We start from the raw sequence: 17392 nt of genomic DNA, 5'->3' as shown, positions 1-17392 counted from the left end.
CACCCCAGCCCCAATGCCTCAAAAGCAGGTAGAATCACGCCCTGACTCATTCAGGGCGTTTTTCTATGCGTATTGGCCATGGCTACGATGTGCACCGTTTCTGCGACGGTGATTTCATTACCCTGGGCGGGGTGCGTATCCCCCACAAATACGGCCTGCTGGCCCACTCCGATGGCGACGTGTTGCTGCACGCCCTGAGCGATGCCTTGCTAGGCGCGGCAGCGCTGGGAGACATCGGCAAGCACTTTCCCGACACCGACCCGCAGTTCAAGGGCGCCGACAGCCGCGTGCTGTTGCGCCATGTGGTCGGCATCGTCCAGGCCAAGGGCTGGAAAGTCGGCAACATCGACGCCACCATCGTCGCCCAGGCGCCGAAGATGGCCCCGCACATCGAAACCATGCGCAAGCTGATCGCCGAAGACCTGCAGGTCGAGCTCGACCAGGTCAACGTCAAGGCCACCACTACCGAGAAGCTGGGCTTCACCGGCCGCGAGGAGGGCATCGCCGTGCATTCGGTAGCCCTGCTGCTGCCAGCATGACCGAACTGGAACTGCTGGGCCCGCGCGCATCGGGCGAACCGCTGGGTACCGCCGTCCTCAAGGCGGTGGCCGAAGATTTCCAGGTCGACGAAGTACTGGACATCCCGCTGTCGGGCCAGGGCGAGCACCTGTGGCTTTGGGTCGAGAAGCGTGACCTGAACACCGAGGAGGCGGCCCGCCGCCTGGCCCGTGCCGCTGGGGTGCCGGTGCGCACGATCAGCTACGCCGGCCTCAAGGACCGCCAGGCCCTGACCCGCCAGTGGTTCAGCCTGCACCTGCCAGGCAAGGCCGACCCGGACCTGTCACGTGCCGAGGATGCCAGCCTGCGTGTGCTCAAGCAGGTGCGCCACCAGCGCAAGCTGCAGCGTGGCGCGCATTCGGCCAACGGCTTCACCTTGCGCCTGACTGCCCTGGCTGCCGATCACCAGGCGGTGGATGCGCGCCTGGAACAGCTCAAGCAGCACGGCGTGCCGAATTATTTCGGCACTCAGCGCTTCGGTCACGGTGGCGGCAACGTTCACGACGCCCTCGATTGGGCCGCACGCAAGGCCTTGCCCGAACAGCGCAACGTGCGTTCGCGGTTGCTCTCGGCCGGGCGCAGCTACCTGTTCAACCAGGTGCTGGCCGCCCGTGTTGCCGACGGTAGCTGGGCGCGTGCCCAGGTGGGCGACCTGTTGGCGTTCACCACCAGTCGTAGCTTCTTTCCTGCTGGGGAGTCGGAATGTTCCGATCCTCGGCTGGCGATCCTTGACTTGCATCCGACAGGCCCGCTGTGGGGAGCAGGCGATTCGCCGGCTACGGGAAGTTCTGCGCAACAAGAGGATGCGATCGCCGCACGGCAGCCGGCACTTTGCCAGTGGCTGGCCTTGGCGGGCATGGATCACGAACGACGTATTCTGCGGCTCCCTATTGGCGGTCTTACGTGGCATTATCCCGAGCCTGATATCCTGCAACTGGAATTCGTCCTTCCGGCCGGATGCTTCGCCACCGTGGTGGTGCGCGAAGTCGTGGATCTGGTGTCGGCGGGGCAGACGGACAGCTCATGCGTATTCTGATTTCGAACGACGACGGTGTTACCGCACCCGGCATCGCCGCGCTGCACGCTGCGCTGGCGGATTACGCCGAGTGCGTGGTTATAGCCCCGGATCAAGACAAGAGCGGCGCCAGCAGTTCGCTGACGCTGGACCGGCCACTGCACCCGCAGACCTTGGCCAATGGCTTCATCAGCCTCAACGGCACGCCGACCGACTGCGTGCACCTGGGGCTCAATGGGCTGTTGCCACAGACGCCGGACATGGTCGTGTCGGGGATCAACCTCGGTGCCAACCTGGGCGACGACGTGCTCTATTCGGGCACGGTCGCGGCCGCGCTGGAAGGCCGTTTTCTCGGTGGTACCTCGCTGGCGTTTTCGTTGTTGTCGCGCCAGCCGGACAACCTGCCGACCGCGGCCCATATCGCCCGCCGCCTGGTCGAGGCGCAGTCGCGTCTGGCCTTGCCGCCGCGCACCGTGCTCAACGTCAACATCCCCAACCTGCCGCTGGAGCACATTCGTGGCATTCAGCTCACCCGCCTCGGTCACCGGGCGCGGGCGGCGGCGCCGACCAAGGTGGTCAACCCGCGCGGCAAGGAGGGCTACTGGATCGCCGTGGCCGGGGATGCCGAGGACGGTGGCCCGGGTACCGACTTCCATGCGGTGATGCAGGGCTATGTATCGATCACTCCGCTGCAGCTCGACCGCACCTTCAGTGATGCCTTCGAGCAGCTCGACGGTTGGCTGGAGGGCCTGCTCTGATGCGCGAGGACGATATGCTGCGGCGTGGCATCGGCATGACCTCCCAGCGTACCCGGGAGCGGCTGATCCAGCGCCTGTGCGAGGAGGGCGTATCGAACACCAAGGTGCTCGACGTGATCCGTCGTACCCCGCGCCATCTGTTCGTCGACGAGGCGCTGGCGCATCGCGCCTACGAAGACACTGCGCTGCCGATCGGCCACAACCAGACCATCTCGCAACCATTCATGGTTGCCCACATGAGCGAGCTGCTGCTCGAGGCCGGGCCGCTGGACAAGGTGCTGGAGATCGGCACCGGTTCGGGCTACCAGACGGCAATCCTGGCCCAGCTGGTCGAGCGGGTGTTCTCGGTGGAACGCATCAAGGTGCTGCAGGACCGGGCCAAGGAGCGCCTGGTGGAGCTGAACCTGCGTAACGTGGTGTTCCGCTGGGGCGACGGTTGTGAAGGCTGGCCGGCGCTGGCGCCGTACAATGGCATCATCGTCACCGCCGTGGCGCCGGAAGTGCCGCAGGCACTGCTTGACCAGCTGGCACCCGGTGGCCGTATGGTGATCCCGGTAGGGCCGGCCGGTGAAACCCAGCAGCTGATGCTGATCGTGCGCGAGGAGCATGGATTCTCTCGCCGGGTGCTGGGGGCCGTGCGCTTCGTACCGCTGCTCAACGGCCCGCTGGCCTGAACACGGCTGGTTCGAGCCGCGCGATATTTTTGCGCCAGCACCGAATTCTTGCGGCAACGCCCTGTCTATCTGGCGGGGTGAAGCGCCAGCGCACTGCGTGCACCAAGGCTTTGCAGCAGTCTTTCACCCACCCTGCCAATGCGGGCGGGCTTGGTTATAATTGCAACAATATTGCATTTCTTGTCTTCATATCGTTTTCGGCACCATGAGGGGAGCGCGGGTGGGTCACACAGTCATTCGGCAGCGCAAGGACGGGTCGGGTTTCACGCTTCTGGTGATTGCACTGGCCATGGGCACGCTACTGGTGGGTTGCTCTAGCACCAGCAGCAATAGCGCGCGGGTGGTCGACCGCAATAACACCGTGCCCAAGCGCCCGGCTGTAACCACCGGGCAATACATCGTCAAGCCTGGCGATACGCTGTTCTCCATCGCCTTCCGTTATGGCTGGGACTACAAGGAACTGGCTGCGCGCAACGGCATCGCGGCGCCTTACACCATTCGCCCGGGGCAAGCGATTCGTTTCAGCAGCGGCTCTACCGGCAGTACCACGGTGGTGTCCAGCCCGTCTTCGTCCAGCAAGACCACGGTCATCCGGCGGCCTGTGGGCAGTACCAGCACACCCCCTGCCAGCACCACCAGGCCGGCCACGCCGACAGCCTCCAGCAGCGCCCCGGTGGTTGCCACGGTGCCTGCCGCAGAGCGCGCAGTAGGTGGCTGGACCTGGCCTGCCAATGGCGTGCTGATTGGAAAATTCGCTTCAAACGGTAGTTTGAATAAAGGCATTGATATCGCCGGTGATTTGGGACAGCCTGTTTTTGCTGCGTCTGATGGTTCAGTGGTGTACGCCGGGAGTGGCTTGAGGGGCTACGGCGAACTGATCATCATCAAGCACAGCGATACCTACGTCAGTGCCTACGGCCATAACCGCAGGCTGTTGGTTCGGGAGGGGCAGCAGGTCAAGGCAGGGCAGTCGATTGCTGAAATGGGGTCCACGGGCACTGATCGGGTGAAGCTGCATTTCGAGATTCGCCGCCAGGGCAAACCCGTCGATCCGCTCCAGTTCCTGCCACGTCGTTGACCGTTGGGCCCGGCCTGTTCCTGTGATGTAGAGGGGACAGGCTCCAGCGCTGCCAGGGAGACAGGTGCCGCTCGAGTCTGAGTTCGAACTCAGCAAAGGACTATAACAATGGCTCTCAGTAAAGAAGTGCCGGAGTTTGACATCGACGATGACCTACTTCTGATGGAGACGGGTATCGTTTTGGAAACGGATGTGGTGTCAGACGAACCTGCTGTATCTTCGGTTCGGACGAGGGCCAAATCGGGCTCTTCGCTCAAGCAACACAAGTACATCGATTACAGCCGGGCGCTCGATGCCACCCAGCTGTATCTCAACGAGATCGGATTCTCGCCTCTGCTTTCGCCGGAAGAGGAAGTGCACTTTGCGCGCCTGTCGCAAAAGGGCGACCCCGCCGGCCGCAAGCGCATGATCGAAAGCAACCTGCGCCTGGTTGTAAAAATTGCCCGTCGTTACGTGAACCGCGGCCTGTCGCTGCTCGACCTGATCGAGGAGGGCAACCTGGGCCTGATCCGTGCAGTCGAGAAGTTCGACCCGGAGCGTGGTTTCCGGTTCTCGACCTATGCGACCTGGTGGATTCGCCAGACCATCGAGCGGGCGATCATGAACCAGACCCGCACCATTCGCCTGCCGATCCACGTGGTCAAGGAGCTGAACGTCTACCTGCGCGCCGCGCGCGAGCTGACCCAGAAACTGGACCACGAACCCTCGCCAGAAGAAATCGCCACGCTGCTGGAGAAGCCGGTCGCCGAGGTCAAGCGCATGCTGGGCCTGAACGAGCGGGTGTCTTCGGTGGATGTGTCGCTCGGCCCGGACTCGGACAAGACCCTGCTCGATACCTTGACCGACGACCGCCCGACCGACCCGTGCGAACTGCTGCAGGATGACGACCTGTCGCAGAGCATCGACCAATGGCTGGGTGAGTTGACCGACAAGCAGCGTGAGGTGGTGGTGCGCCGCTTTGGCCTGCGCGGGCATGAAAGCAGCACCCTGGAAGATGTCGGCCTGGAGATCGGCCTGACCCGTGAGCGGGTACGGCAGATACAGGTCGAGGGGCTCAAGCGTTTGCGTGAGATCCTCGAGAAGAACGGCCTTTCCAGTGAATCGTTGTTCCAGTAGCGAAGGTCTGTAACAGCAAACGCCCCGATGACCTCGGGGCGTTTTTGTATGTGGCGACCAGAGGTGTCCCATTCAAAATTGCCGGGGGCGCTTTGCGCCCCTTTCGCGACACAAGGCCGCTCCTACAGGGGGCGCGATCATGCAGGCGATCGCGGTCCTCTGTAGGAGCGGCCTTGTGTCGCGATGGGCTGCAAGGCAGCCCCAAAATCGCTCAGGCAAAACCAATATCAAATGTGTACCGCGCCACCCCAGTAACATCGCGTGTAAGCCTTTGCTTACTTGTTCTGTAAGCCTTCTATGTATGCTTCAGTAAATCATTGTCGTATCCAGCACCTGTATTTTCCCAACTCATTGAAAACCTTCGCTTATTCAGCTGTGAGGAAATGTGTCACCTGCAATACCCTGTGAGGTTTAGCGGTTGCCCGCCCAGCGCAAGTCGCTAGTATTCGAACTGTGCACAGGGACATGCACAGGCTTTCAGGAGGAAAGCCAGGGACATCGCAAGAAGCGATTTCATCAGGATGATGTTTGGGACAAGCAGGGACTACGGAAAAAAATGTGGGCGGGTCAAACCGCCCCTTTTTTTTGCCTGCAAAAAACAAAAAAGGCCGCAAGGGCCTTTTTCGTATGCGGCGCTATCAGCGCTCCAGGTGTTCGATCTTGCCGGTCTTGCCGTCCCACTCTTCAGCGTCTGGCAGGGCGTCCTTACGCTCGGTGATGTTCGGCCAGACTTCCGCCAGTTCGGCGTTCAGCTCGATGAAGTTTTCCATGCCCGCTGGCACTTCGTCTTCCGAGAAGATGGCTTGCGCTGGGCACTCCGGCTCGCACAGGGCGCAGTCGATGCACTCGTCCGGATGAATGACCAGGAAGTTCGGGCCTTCGTAGAAGCAGTCCACCGGGCAGACTTCCACGCAGTCGGTGTATTTGCATTTGATGCAGTTGTCGGTGACGACGAAGGTCATTTCTAATTCTCTCCTCAGGCGACGGCGGCGGCCCTTCCTCTCAGGGCCGCGCGGTTTACGGGCATGTGGCTGCAGGCCAGGCTAATAACCTGCAGCACCAGCAAACCGCGGCGGATTCTACCAGCTTGTAGTGGGCGCCGTTATAACAGGTTCTTTAGTTGATATAGCATTTCGATAGCTTGACGCGGGGTCATGTCGTCCAGCTGCAGCTTGCCCAGCTTCTCGATGGCCGGGTGTGGAAGGCTGGCGAACAGGTCGCTCTGGTGCGGGACCTGTGGCACGTCCTTGGCCTTTTGGGCCGGGGGCTGTTCATGCGCAAGGCTGGTGGTTTCCAGTCTCGCCAGATGTTCACGGGCACGCTGGATGACGGCCGTCGGCACGCCAGCCAGCTGCGCCACGGCCAGGCCGTAGCTCTGGCTGGCGGGGCCAGGCAGCACGTGGTGCAGGAACACGATGCGCTCGTTGTGCTCGGTGGCGTTCAGGTGAACGTTGGCCACCAGCGGCTCGCTTTCCGGCAGCACGGTGAGCTCGAAGTAGTGCGTGGCGAACAGTGTATAGGCACGCAGCTGGGCCAGGCGCTCGGCGGCGGCCCAGGCCAGCGACAGGCCGTCGAAGGTACTGGTGCCGCGGCCCACTTCGTCCATCAGCACCAGGCTGCGGTCGGTGGCGTTGTGCAGGATATTGGCGGTTTCGCTCATCTCGACCATGAAGGTCGAGCGGCCGCCGGCCAGGTCGTCACTGGAGCCGATGCGGGTAAAGATGCGGTCGACCAGCGACAGCTCGCAGCTGGCCGCCGGCACGAAGCTGCCGATGTGCGCAAGCAGCACGATCAGGGCGGTCTGGCGCATGTAGGTAGACTTACCGCCCATGTTCGGGCCGGTGATGATCAGCATGCGCGTGCTGTTGTCCAGGCCCAGGTCGTTGGCCACGAACGGTGTGGTCAATACCTGTTCCACCACCGGGTGACGGCCCTGCTCGATACGCAGGCACGGCTCGTCGACGAAGCGCGGGCAGTTCAGGTCCAGGTTCAGCGCACGTTCGGCCAGGTTGCTGAGCACGTCCAGTTCGGCCAGGGCGGCGGCGCTGTCCTGCAGCGGCGCCAGGTGGCTGATCAGGGTTTCCAGCAAGGCATCGTAGAGCATCTTCTCGCGAGCCAGGGCGCGGCTCTTGGCCGACAGCGCCTTGTCCTCGAACGCCTTCAGTTCCGGAGTAATGAAGCGCTCGGCGCCCTTGAGGGTCTGACGGCGGATGTAGTCGCCCGGGGCCTGCTCGGCCTGCTTGGTCGGCAGCTCGATGAAGTAGCCATGCACCCGGTTGTAGCCGACCTTGAGGTTGGCCAGGCCGGTGCGGGCCTTTTCCCGGACTTCCAGGTCGATCAGAAACTGGCCGGCGTTCTCGCTGATCGCCAGCAGCTCGTCCAGTTCGTTGTCATAGCCGGCCTTGAGCACGCCGCCATCGCGGATCACCGCCGGCGGGTTGTCGATGATCGCCCGCTCCAGCAGGCTGGCCAGTTCGGGGTAGGTGCCGGTAATGGCGGCCAGGCGGGCCAGGTGCGGCGCCTCCAGCTCGGCCATGGCGTTCTGCAGCTCGGGCAGCGCGCCCAAGGCGTCGCGCAGGCGTGCCAGGTCGCGTGGGCGGGCGTTGCGCAGGCCGATACGGGCGAGAATCCGCTCGATATCGCCGATTTCCTTGAGCTGCGGCTGCAGCTTCTCGAAGCGGTAGCCGTCGAGCAGGCAACGGATCGAGTCCTGGCGTGCCTGCAACACCTTGAGGTCGCGCAACGGGCGGTTCAACCAGCGGCTCAGCAAACGGCTGGCCATGGCGGTCTGGCAGCGGTCGATCACCGACTGCAGGGTGTTGTCGCGGCCGCCGGCCAGGTTGATGTCCAGCTCCAGGTTGCGGCGGCTGGCGCCGTCGAGGATGACCGTGTCGTCCAGGCGTTCGTGGCGCAGGCTGCGCAGGTGCGGCAGGGCAGTGCGCTGGGTTTCCTTGGCGTAGATCAGCAGGCAACCGGCGGCGCCGATGGCCAGGGTCAGCTTGTCGCAGCCAAAGCCCTTGAGGTCCTTGGTCGCGAACTGCTGGCACAGGGCCTTGCGCGCCGAATCACGGTCGAAGTCCCATGGCGCGCGGCGACGGGCGCCCGGGCGTTTTTCGGCAGGCAGGTCGCGCGGCCAGTCGTCGGGGATCAGCAGCTCGACCGGGTTCAGGCGCTCGAGCTCGGCCAGCAGGTTTTCCCAGCCCTTGATCTCCTGCACGCTGAAGTTGCCACTGGTGATGTCCAGTACGGCCAGGCCGAACAGGCGCTCGTCACCGAGCAGCGCGGCAATCAGGTTGTCGCGACGTTCGTCGAGCAGGGCCTCGTCGCTGACCGTACCGGGGGTGATGATGCGCACCACCTGGCGTTCCACCGGGCCCTTGCTGGTGGCGGGGTCGCCAATCTGTTCGCAGATCACCACCGATTCGCCGAGCTTGACCAGCTTGGCCAGGTAGCCTTCCAGCGAATGGAACGGAATCCCGCACATGGGGATGGACTGGCCGGCCGACTGACCGCGCGCGGTCAGCGTGATGTCCAGCAGTTTTGCGGCTTTTTTCGCATCTTCGTAGAAGATCTCGTAGAAGTCGCCCATGCGGTAGAACATCAGCTGGTCCGGGTGCTGGTTCTTCAGCTTCCAGTACTGCTGCATCATCGGGGTGTGTGCGGAGAAATCGGAGATTGCTTTATTCATCAAGGGCTTAAAAAGTAGGTCTCAATATTGTGGGGCAAATTGGGGCGTTCTGTGTTGCATGCGCGACGCCGAGACCCACCGGATTTTTCAAGCCGCATAGGTTAACACGGCTACCCGGCAGGCAGTACCTGCATGTCTGGCAAGCGCGCAGGGTTGCATTGAAGGCAGGTTGACATCACCGTATTGCCATGGAGAATTGCGCTCTTGCCCATCAGGGATGGCTTGCCTGACGCATTCGCGGGGGCCTGCGGCCCAATGGAAAGTTATTGCAACAGGTTGATTAGTGCAGTGAGCGCAGTTCGTTTTGATGTAGATGCGGTTTTTTGTATTTCCCTCGACACCCGCGCCGACCGGCGCACGCTGTTCAGCGAAACCATCGGGCGACAGCTCGCCAACGAAGTGCACTTTCATGTTGTCGAGAAAAACAGCGACCCCAAGCGCGGTTGCTACGAGTCCCATCAGCAACTGGCCCGTCATGCGCTGGACAACGGCCTCGATCGAGTCCTGATCTTCGAAGACGATGCCAAGGCCTATGAGTTCAAGCCTTCGCAAGTGCGCTGGGTCAATCGCTTCATGCAGAAACGGCCCTTCGAGGCCTTGCACCTGGGTTATTCCATGGGGCGAACCTGGCTGACCTGGTTCCCGTTCATCGCCCGCGGGCGGGTGGTGGCGCTGCATGCTTATGTGCTGTCGCGCGAGGGCTGCCGGATCCTGGCACAGACCCCCTACGATGGCACGCCGGTGGATGTGGTGGTCAAGCACCGGATCCGCCAGCATTGCGTATTCCCCATGATGTTCCGCCAGCACGCCGCCGCCGTGGCTGGTAGCGACCTGGAACAGGTGGTGCGCAATGAGGACGAATGGTGGGAGCGCAACTGGGCCAAGCATCGTCGTTCACCGATGAAGAACATCTGGCGGACCGTGCTGCGGCTGAATTTCTGATTGGTGTGGGCTTCAGGCGCCAAAAATCCAGAGGCGAACATCCTCATGTCCAGCACGCCGCCAGACGCCCATTCCCCAATCCTGAAATGCTAGGGTAGAAGGCAGTCTACAAGGAGCCCGACATGGACCCGATCACCACGCTTGCCATCCGCCTGGGTGAGCACCTGCGCCGCTTCAACGCGCAGGTGAGCACCGCCGAATCCTGCACCGGTGGCGGCATCGCCGAGGCCATCACCCGTGTGCCCGGCAGCTCGGCCTGGTTCGAGGCCGGTTACGTGACCTATTCCAACACCCAGAAAACCCGTCAGCTGGGAGTGCCCGCAGCGTTGTTCGGCCAGGTTGGCGCGGTAAGCCAGGAAGTGGTCGAAGCGATGGTCCGCGGCGCCCAGGCTGCCAGCGGCGCGCGCTTTGCCGTGGCGGTGAGCGGCGTGGCCGGGCCAGACGGTGGTTCGCCGGCCAAACCAGTGGGTACCGTGTGGCTGGCCTGGGGCGACGGTAACCATGTGTACAGCGAGCGGCGCCAGTTCGACGGCGACCGCGAGGCGGTGCGCCGACAGACGGTGATCGCCGCGTTAGACGGCTTGTTACAGCTTGGTGCCGAGTAAATCGACAACAGGGGTTTGCGCGGGCGCTTGCCTGTGGAATAATACTGGCTACTTATACAGGTATTCCGGCCGTCAGGGCCAAGTCGAACACGTGAGGATTTCAATGGACGACAACAAGAAGCGCGCCTTGGCTGCGGCCCTGGGTCAGATCGAACGCCAATTCGGCAAGGGCGCCGTCATGCGCATGGGCGACCACGAGCGCCAGGCTATCCCTGCCATCTCCACTGGCTCGCTGGGCCTGGACATCGCCCTGGGCATCGGCGGCCTGCCAAAAGGCCGTATCGTCGAGATCTACGGCCCGGAATCGTCGGGTAAGACCACGCTGACTCTGTCGGTCATCGCCGAAGCCCAGAAGAACGGCGCCACCTGCGCCTTCGTCGACGCCGAACACGCCCTCGACCCCGAGTACGCCGGCAAGCTGGGCGTCAACGTCGACGACCTGCTGGTTTCGCAGCCGGACACCGGCGAACAGGCCCTGGAAATCACCGACATGCTGGTGCGTTCCAACGCTGTCGACGTGATCATCGTCGACTCCGTGGCCGCCCTGGTACCGAAGGCCGAGATCGAAGGCGAGATGGGGGACATGCACGTGGGCCTGCAGGCGCGCCTGATGTCCCAGGCGCTGCGCAAGATCACCGGTAACATCAAGAACGCCAACTGCCTGGTCATCTTCATCAACCAGATCCGTATGAAGATCGGTGTGATGTTCGGCAGCCCGGAAACCACCACCGGTGGTAACGCCCTGAAGTTCTACGCCTCGGTGCGTCTGGATATCCGCCGCACCGGCGCGGTCAAGGAAGGCGACGAGGTGGTCGGTAGCGAAACCCGCGTCAAGATCGTCAAGAACAAGGTTTCTCCACCATTCCGTCAAGCCGAGTTCCAGATCCTCTACGGCAAGGGTATCTACCGTAACGGCGAGATCATTGACCTGGGTGTTTCCCAGGGTCTGGTCGAGAAGTCCGGTGCCTGGTACGCCTACCAAGGCAACAAGATCGGTCAAGGCAAAGCCAACGCTGCCAAGTACCTGGCTGAGAACCCGGCTATTGGTGCCGAGATCGAGAAGCAGATTCGTGAGAAGCTGCTGACCTCTGGGGCTGTTGCGGCTGCTGGTAAGGCTGCTGCTGCCGAAGCCGATGCCGATGACATGGCCGACGCTGACGCCGGTTATTGATTGCGCGGTAGATAGCCGAACATGTCCGCCGTACTCGACACCCCCGTCGCCATTCGGCGGACAGCCATGGACCTGCTCGCGCGACGTGAGCACGGTCGCGTCGAGCTGACGCGCAAGTTGCGTCAGCGCGGCGCTTCGGACGAGCTGATCGAGCCTGAACTCGACCGGCTCGCCGAAGAAGGGCTGCTTAGCGAAGCCCGCTACCTCGAAAGTTTCATCCGGTACCGTTCCAGCTCCGGCTATGGCCCTGCGCGTATTCGCGAAGAGCTAGGCCAGCGCGGTTTGGCGCGTGCTGATATCGAGCAGGCGCTGCGCGAGAGCGAGGTGGACTGGGGCGAGCGCATGCGTGATGTATGGCAGCGCAAGTTTGCTGGTCAACGCCCGCAAGATCCCCGAAGCCGTGCCCAGCAGACCCGTTTTCTGGCGTACCGGGGTTTCCCCATGGACATGATCGGCCGCCTGCTCAGTGGGCGTGATATCGACGATTACTGAAGACCGGGGCCGCTTTGCGGCCCTTCGCGGGCTTGCCCGTTCCCACAGGTTTGAGGCGATGCATCAGTAAGTGCGTGGCTCTTGTGGGAGCGGGTTTACCCGCGAACACCGGCGCAGCCGGTGTCATACACCGCGTTGGATTCTTCGCAGCGGTTCGACGCCTCGATGAACCCGCTCCCACAGGATGCGCGGGCTAGTGTCACGATCAACTGACCTTCAACGCCTCCCTGGCCCGCTGCGTGGTATGCATGGGCTGCGGCTTGGCCCAGTTCTCCGGCAGGTTGATGAAGTCCACCAGTTCACGCAGCCGGCCTTGATCCCGACCATTGAAGGCAAATGACAAGCGGGTCAGGTGGCTGAAATTGCCCACTTCGTGCTCGGCACTGCTGTCAGGTTGCTGGTGATACTTGCCACTCAGGCGCAAGTCGGCAAAGCCTTCCTGGATGTCATACAGCGCCGCCTCGCTGAGCGGGTGATGCATGCGGATCACGAACTGGCTCTTCAGCCAGCGGCTGGAGTGGTAGTTACTGTAGAACTGGTTGATTTCTTCCACTGCCTCGTCAGCGCTGTACACCAGGCGCAGCAGTTTCAGGTCGCTGGGCAGGATGTAGCGGTTCTCCTCCAGTTGGCGGCTGATGAAGTCCAGGCAGTCGCGCCAGAAGCTGCCACCTGGCGAATCCAGCAGCACTACCGGTACCAGCGGGCTCTTGCCGGTCTGGATCAGGGTCAGCACTTCCAGCGCTTCATCCAGAGTGCCGAAACCACCCGGGCACAGCACCAGGGCATCGGCCTCCTTGACGAAGAACAGCTTGCGGATGAAGAAAAAATGGAACGGCAGCAGCTTGTCGGTGCCATCCACCGTGGGGTTGGCGTGTTGCTCGAAGGGCAGGGTGATGTTGAACCCCAGGCTGTGGTCGCTGCCGGCGCCTTCGTGGGCAGCTGCCATGATGCCGCCGCCGGCACCGGTGATGACCATCAGGTCGGAGCGTGCCAGGGTTGCGCCCAGTTCGCGGGCCAGGGCGTACATCGGGTGTTCCAGCGGGGTGCGCGCCGAGCCGAACACGGTCACCTTGCGCCGGCCCTTGTAGCGCTCCAGGGTGCGGAACGAATGGTCCAGTTCGCGCAGCGCCTGCAGGGTGATCTTGGCGCTCCAGCGGTCGGTGTCGTCATGGGCCATGCGCAGGATGGTCAGCATCATGTCGCGGTACAGCGGCAGGTTGGGGCTGTTCGGGGCTACCAGTTGCAGCTGTTCGTCGATGTTGCTCAGGTCGATGTTGTTGTCGCGGAAGTGGCTGAACAGCAGTTCACTCGATTGGTAAGGCATGCAACGTCTCCTTCTGCACCAATACCTCTGACCTCAATCTAGACCCTTGCGCTCAATCGTGCCGGGGTGTTCGGCATCGCCGCCCGTCGGCATGCAGCCACTGGGGATGCGGGTTTGGTTAACTGGGTAGAGCGAAACGTGTCGATGCAGGAGGTGGCGGTATGCATCGCTTGATCATCGAAGTGGACCGGCAGCTTTACCAGCAGCTGGAGAATGCGGCCCAGGTGCATCACCTGAGCCTGGAAGCCGAGTGCCGGCGCAGGCTGTCGGGGCTGGAATGCCAGTCGCGCTACTTGCAGGCGCTGCTGGCAGAGATGCGCGCCGATGCCGCTGAAGGGCACTGGCGCGACCGTGAGGACGAGAAGGCGTAGCGATCGAAGTGGTTACTTCTTCTTGTTGCCTGCGACGCAGCTGGCGTTGTCGAACGCCTGATCCATGATCGGTTGGTTGGTCTTGTAGACCGTGAAGCGGTAGACCATCACCGCGCCCTTGGACATCAGATTGCGGAAACCGCTGTTGCGGCAGACGCTGTCACCCAGCTGGCTGCGTACCTGATCGGGGTTGGCCTGCATGCGCGCAGCATGCTCCTGGCGCACGCTCAGGTGGTTGACCAGTGCCTTGCCTTCCACCGTGTAACCCTGGTCGAGGATGTCCTCGTTGATGGCTCGCGGGGTGCCGACACTGCTCTCTTTGGCAACCTTCTGCAGCATGTTGTTCAGGTCGTATTCCTGCTTGGAAGCCGCCTGGGCTGCCAGGGGCAGGGCGAGCAACAGGCTCAGGGCGGGTACGATACGGCGCAGCATGAATCTCTCCTGGTTCGATGACTGGCGCTTTGACATGCGCGGGTCGACGGCGTTCCGTGACAACCGCACGTTGGCTGCAAATGGGGCTGCGCAGCAGCCCCAGAAGCGCGCAGGCGCGAGGCTGGGTAAAACAGCGATTATAGGGACCGCGCCGCCACCTGCACAGCAATTGGCCGCTGTTCTGATAGACTGGCGCCCTTAGTTTTCTCCGAGTCATCCTTGTGTCCATTCCCAACCTGTCCAGAGGCCTGCCGGCATGAGCCATGCGGTAGCGCGCCTGCGCGCCGAACGCCTGGCGCGCAGCAACAAGCCCTTCATCGCCCGTGGTTCGCGTGCCGAGCGCTGCCCCGACTGCCGGGTCATTGCCACTCATTGCCTGTGCGCCTGGAAGCCTCGGGTGCAGGCCGAGTCCGGCGTGTGCCTGCTGATGCATGACACCGAGCCGCTCAAGCCCACCAATACCGGCTGGCTGATCGCCGACCTGATCCAGGACACCTCGGCCTTCGGCTGGCTGCGCACTTCGGTCGACGAACGCTTGCTGGCGTTGCTGGACGATCCGCGTTGGCAACCCTACATCGTCTTTCCCGGCGAATTCGTTGCCCAGGAGCGAGTAGTCAGCGAAGTGGTGCGCGAGCCGGGCAAGCGCCCGCTGTTCATCCTGCTGGATGCCACCTGGACCGAAGCGCGCAAGATGTTCCGCAAAAGCCCATACCTTGACCGCTTCCCGGTGTTGAGCCTGCAGGCCGAGCAGATGTCCCGCTACCGGCTGCGCCGCTCCAAGCGCGATGATCACTTCTGCACTGCGGAAGTCGCCGCCATGTGCCTGGACCTGGCTGGCGATACCCAGGCCTCGCAAGCGCTGGACGCCTACCTGGATGTGTTCAGCCTGCATTACCTGAGCGGCAAGCGGCGCCTGCCGCTGGACGAGCAGGACGACACCCACCAGCGTTTGCATACCTTCCTATAGTCCAAGGGGCACAACCCCTGCTTTGGTTCATAATGACCCTTACCCGAGTGCCCGACACAGAACAGGATCCCCAGATCGATGGCCACTTACGAAATCCTGATTGCCGATGACCACCCGCTGTTCCGTGGCGCCTTGCGCCAGGCCGTTACCCTCGGCCTGGGCCCGGATGTACGCCTGGTTGAAGTCGCCAGTATCGCCGAACTGGAAACCCGCCTGAGCGAAAAAGCCGACTGGGACCTGGTGTTGCTGGACTTGAACATGCCGGGCGCCTATGGTTTTTCCGGGCTGGTGCTGCTGCGCGGGCAATACCCGCAGATACCCGTGGTGATGGTATCGGCGCAGGAAGAGGCCGCAGTGGTGGTCAAGTCCCGCGAGTTTGGCGCCAGTGGCTTCATTCCCAAGTCCAGCACCCTGGAAGTTATTCAGGATGCGGTGCGTAAAGTGCTCGATGGCGAGGTCTGGTGGCCGCCGCAGGCGTTCGAAAAAGTCGATGTCTCGGCCGAGGCCAAGGCCGCCAGCGAAGGGCTGGCCAGCCTCACGCCACAGCAGTTCCGCGTGCTGACCATGGTCTGCGAAGGCCTGCTGAACAAGCAGATCGCCTATGAGCTGAGCGTTTCGGAAGCGACCATCAAGGCCCACGTGACCGCGATCTTCCGCAAGCTGGGCGTGCGTACTCGCACCCAGGCGGCTTTGCTGCTGCAACAACTTGAATCGGTTGCCAGTAGCTGAGTGCGTGTGGCTTCACGCTTTTTTGACCCGTGCCGGTCTAGTCTGCTGGCCTTTCCGTTGTGAAGTGACATACATGACATCGCCATTCAAGGGCCAGACCGGCCTCAAACGTATCTTCAACGCTGCCGGCTATTCGCTGGACGGCCTGCGCGCCGCTTTCAAGGGCGAGGCCGCGTTCCGCCAGCTGGTGCTGCTCAATGTGCTGCTGGTCCCGATCGCTTTCTGGCTACCGGTCAGCCGTGCGGAGCGGGCGATCATGATCGCCGTGTGCCTGTTGGGCTTGATCGTCGAACTGTTCAACTCGGCGGTGGAGGCAGCCATCGACCGCATTTCGCTCGAGCGCCACCCACTTTCGAAAAACGCCAAGGACATGGGCAGCGCCGCGCAACTGGTGGCACTGACCATGGTGGCGCTGGTGTGGGGCGTGATCCTGCTTTAAGCGATCGGTGGCAACACGATCTCGTCACTGCGTGTGAAACCGGCAGTGAAGTTGCGGCACAGTTCGAGAAATTCGCGCATGGCCGAGGTCTGGTACTTCTGTTTGTGCCAGATGAAGTAGAACTGGCGCATCAGGTCCAACTCCGGGGTTTCCACCGGCACCAGGCTGCCGCGGCGGAAGGCGTCACGCAGGGCCAGGCGCGAGATGCAGCCAATGCCAAGGCCCGACTCCACCGCGCGCTTGATCGCTTCGGTGTGTTCCAGCTCCAGGCGGATGTTGAGGTTGGCGCGGTGGTGGCGCATGGCCTGGTCGAAGGTCAGGCGCGTGCCTGAGCCCTGCTCGCGCAGGATCCACGCTTCCTGGGACAAGGTCTGTACATCGGCGCGGCCCAGCTTGGCCAGCGGGTGCTGCGGCGCGCAGAACACCACCAGCTCGTCCTCGACCCAGGGCTGCACTTCCAGGTTCGGGTGGTTGCAATCGCCTTCGATCAGACCCAGATCAATTTCGTAATGCGCCACCTGTTGCACGATATGCGCAGTGTTCTGCACATGCAGCTTCACCTGGCTTTCCGGGTGCACCTGCATGAAACTGCCGATCAACAGGGTGGCCAGGTAGTTGCCGATGGTCAGCGTGGCACCGACCGCCAGCGAGCCGAAACCGGACTTGCCGTTGAGCAGGTCTTCGATTTCCTTGGCCTGGTCGAGCAGGGCCACGGCCTGCGGCAACAGTTGCTGGCCCAGGGCGTTGAGGCTCAGGCGCTTGCCGGCGCGGTCGAACAGCTGGCAGCTGGACTGGCGCTCAAGCTCGGTGATCGAGGTGCTGGCGGCCGACTGCGACAAGGCCAGCACACTGGCGGCGCGCGAAACGCTCTGGTGCTGGGCCACGGCAACGAAGACTTGCAGCTGACGAAGTGTAAATCGCATATCTATATAACCGATAACACATATCTTGATAATCCAGTTAACAGATATTGTCGCTGCCCCTAAACTATCGCGCAACTGCGCGTCTTGCGCGCGCCGCGTCTTTCTTCAGG

General features: G+C 62.6%; 19 protein-coding genes. 14 read left to right on the top strand and 5 right to left on the bottom strand.

Going from position 1 to position 17392, the window contains the following annotated elements:
- Positions 1-65 precede the first annotated feature (65 nt).
- The 6 genes from ispF (at position 66) to rpoS (ending at position 5199) form a co-directional block, all read left to right on the top strand.
- Positions 66-539 (top strand): 2-C-methyl-D-erythritol 2,4-cyclodiphosphate synthase, encoded by a 474-nt coding sequence (gene ispF / locus J5M58_RS03215; protein ID WP_015269207.1) that lies wholly within the window; start codon positions 66-68, stop codon positions 537-539.
- Positions 536-1594, top strand: coding sequence for a tRNA pseudouridine(13) synthase TruD (gene truD / locus J5M58_RS03210; protein ID WP_112251069.1), 1059 nt, complete (start codon positions 536-538; stop codon positions 1592-1594). The genes ispF and truD overlap by 4 nt, the downstream gene beginning before the upstream one ends.
- Complete coding sequence (surE, locus tag J5M58_RS03205) at positions 1582-2331, top strand: 5'/3'-nucleotidase SurE (RefSeq protein ID WP_085626450.1); 750 nt, start codon at positions 1582-1584, stop codon at positions 2329-2331. The genes truD and surE overlap by 13 nt, the downstream gene beginning before the upstream one ends.
- A gap of 35 nt (positions 2332-2366) precedes the next feature.
- On the top strand, positions 2367-3005 hold the full coding sequence (locus J5M58_RS03200; protein ID WP_015269209.1) for a protein-L-isoaspartate(D-aspartate) O-methyltransferase: 639 nt from the start codon (positions 2367-2369) through the stop codon (positions 3003-3005).
- Positions 3006-3225: 220 nt separating this feature from the next.
- Positions 3226-4083: a peptidoglycan DD-metalloendopeptidase family protein gene (locus J5M58_RS03195; RefSeq protein ID WP_112251071.1), complete on the top strand. Its 858-nt coding sequence runs from the start codon at positions 3226-3228 to the stop codon at positions 4081-4083.
- Positions 4084-4191: 108 nt separating this feature from the next.
- Positions 4192-5199 carry an RNA polymerase sigma factor RpoS gene (gene rpoS / locus J5M58_RS03190; protein ID WP_013971277.1) on the top strand — a complete coding sequence of 336 codons (1008 nt, stop codon included), beginning with the start codon at positions 4192-4194 and terminating at the stop codon, positions 5197-5199.
- A gap of 638 nt (positions 5200-5837) precedes the next feature.
- Here the strand turns inward: rpoS and fdxA are convergent.
- Both fdxA and mutS read right to left on the bottom strand, forming a co-directional pair.
- Positions 5838-6161 (bottom strand): ferredoxin FdxA, encoded by a 324-nt coding sequence (gene fdxA, locus J5M58_RS03185; protein ID WP_112251073.1) that lies wholly within the window; start codon positions 6159-6161, stop codon positions 5838-5840.
- Between the two features lie 140 nt (positions 6162-6301).
- Entirely contained in the window at positions 6302-8875 is a 2574-nt protein-coding gene (gene mutS / locus J5M58_RS03180) for a DNA mismatch repair protein MutS (RefSeq protein ID WP_181457316.1), read from the bottom strand.
- A gap of 300 nt (positions 8876-9175) precedes the next feature.
- Between mutS and J5M58_RS03175 the strand changes: the two genes are divergently transcribed.
- The 4 genes from J5M58_RS03175 to recX all read left to right on the top strand — a co-directional run bounded on the left by J5M58_RS03175 (position 9176) and on the right by recX (position 12097).
- Complete coding sequence (locus J5M58_RS03175; RefSeq protein ID WP_207877128.1) at positions 9176-9829, top strand: hypothetical protein; 654 nt, start codon at positions 9176-9178, stop codon at positions 9827-9829.
- Between the two features lie 122 nt (positions 9830-9951).
- Positions 9952-10434, top strand: coding sequence for a CinA family protein (locus J5M58_RS03170; protein ID WP_112251079.1), 483 nt, complete (start codon positions 9952-9954; stop codon positions 10432-10434).
- Positions 10435-10537: 103 nt separating this feature from the next.
- Positions 10538-11605 (top strand): recombinase RecA, encoded by a 1068-nt coding sequence (gene recA, locus J5M58_RS03165; protein WP_015269214.1) that lies wholly within the window; start codon positions 10538-10540, stop codon positions 11603-11605.
- 21 nt (positions 11606-11626) lie between these two features.
- Positions 11627-12097, top strand: coding sequence for a recombination regulator RecX (recX, locus tag J5M58_RS03160; protein WP_085619270.1), 471 nt, complete (start codon positions 11627-11629; stop codon positions 12095-12097).
- Between the two features lie 205 nt (positions 12098-12302).
- Here the strand turns inward: recX and J5M58_RS03155 are convergent, their stop codons facing one another.
- A complete protein-coding gene (locus J5M58_RS03155; RefSeq protein ID WP_112251081.1) occupies positions 12303-13421 on the bottom strand; it encodes an LOG family protein in 1119 nt (372 codons plus the stop codon).
- 161 nt (positions 13422-13582) lie between these two features.
- Here J5M58_RS03155 and J5M58_RS03150 point away from each other — a divergent pair, with 161 nt between their 5' ends.
- Positions 13583-13792, top strand: coding sequence for a hypothetical protein (locus J5M58_RS03150; protein ID WP_112251083.1), 210 nt, complete (start codon positions 13583-13585; stop codon positions 13790-13792).
- Positions 13793-13804: 12 nt separating this feature from the next.
- On the opposite strand, the gene J5M58_RS03145 is transcribed toward J5M58_RS03150, so the two are convergent.
- The gene (locus tag J5M58_RS03145; protein WP_112251085.1) at positions 13805-14224 is read right to left on the bottom strand and encodes a quorum-sensing-regulated virulence factor family protein; all 420 of its coding nucleotides are present in this window, start codon (positions 14222-14224) and stop codon (positions 13805-13807) included.
- 256 nt (positions 14225-14480) lie between these two features.
- Between J5M58_RS03145 and J5M58_RS03140 the strand changes: the two genes are divergently transcribed.
- From J5M58_RS03140 to J5M58_RS03130, 3 genes are all read left to right on the top strand, one after another.
- Positions 14481-15191 (top strand): tRNA-uridine aminocarboxypropyltransferase, encoded by a 711-nt coding sequence (locus J5M58_RS03140; RefSeq protein ID WP_112251087.1) that lies wholly within the window; start codon positions 14481-14483, stop codon positions 15189-15191.
- A gap of 78 nt (positions 15192-15269) precedes the next feature.
- Complete coding sequence (gene erdR, locus J5M58_RS03135) at positions 15270-15920, top strand: response regulator transcription factor ErdR (RefSeq protein ID WP_112251088.1); 651 nt, start codon at positions 15270-15272, stop codon at positions 15918-15920.
- 73 nt (positions 15921-15993) lie between these two features.
- A complete protein-coding gene (locus J5M58_RS03130; RefSeq protein WP_004375479.1) occupies positions 15994-16359 on the top strand; it encodes a diacylglycerol kinase in 366 nt (121 codons plus the stop codon).
- Here J5M58_RS03130 and finR read toward each other — a convergent pair.
- Entirely contained in the window at positions 16356-17282 is a 927-nt protein-coding gene (gene finR, locus J5M58_RS03125) for a LysR family transcriptional regulator FinR (RefSeq protein ID WP_112251089.1), read from the bottom strand. The two genes, J5M58_RS03130 and finR, sit on opposite strands and share 4 nt — an antisense overlap.
- Positions 17283-17392: the final 110 nt, after the last annotated feature.

Origin of the sequence: Pseudomonas sp. 32_A (assembly GCF_017490905.1) — a bacterium.
Lineage (GTDB): Bacteria > Pseudomonadota > Gammaproteobacteria > Pseudomonadales > Pseudomonadaceae > Aquipseudomonas > Aquipseudomonas inefficax.
This window is presented reverse-complemented; position numbering and strand designations above follow the sequence as displayed.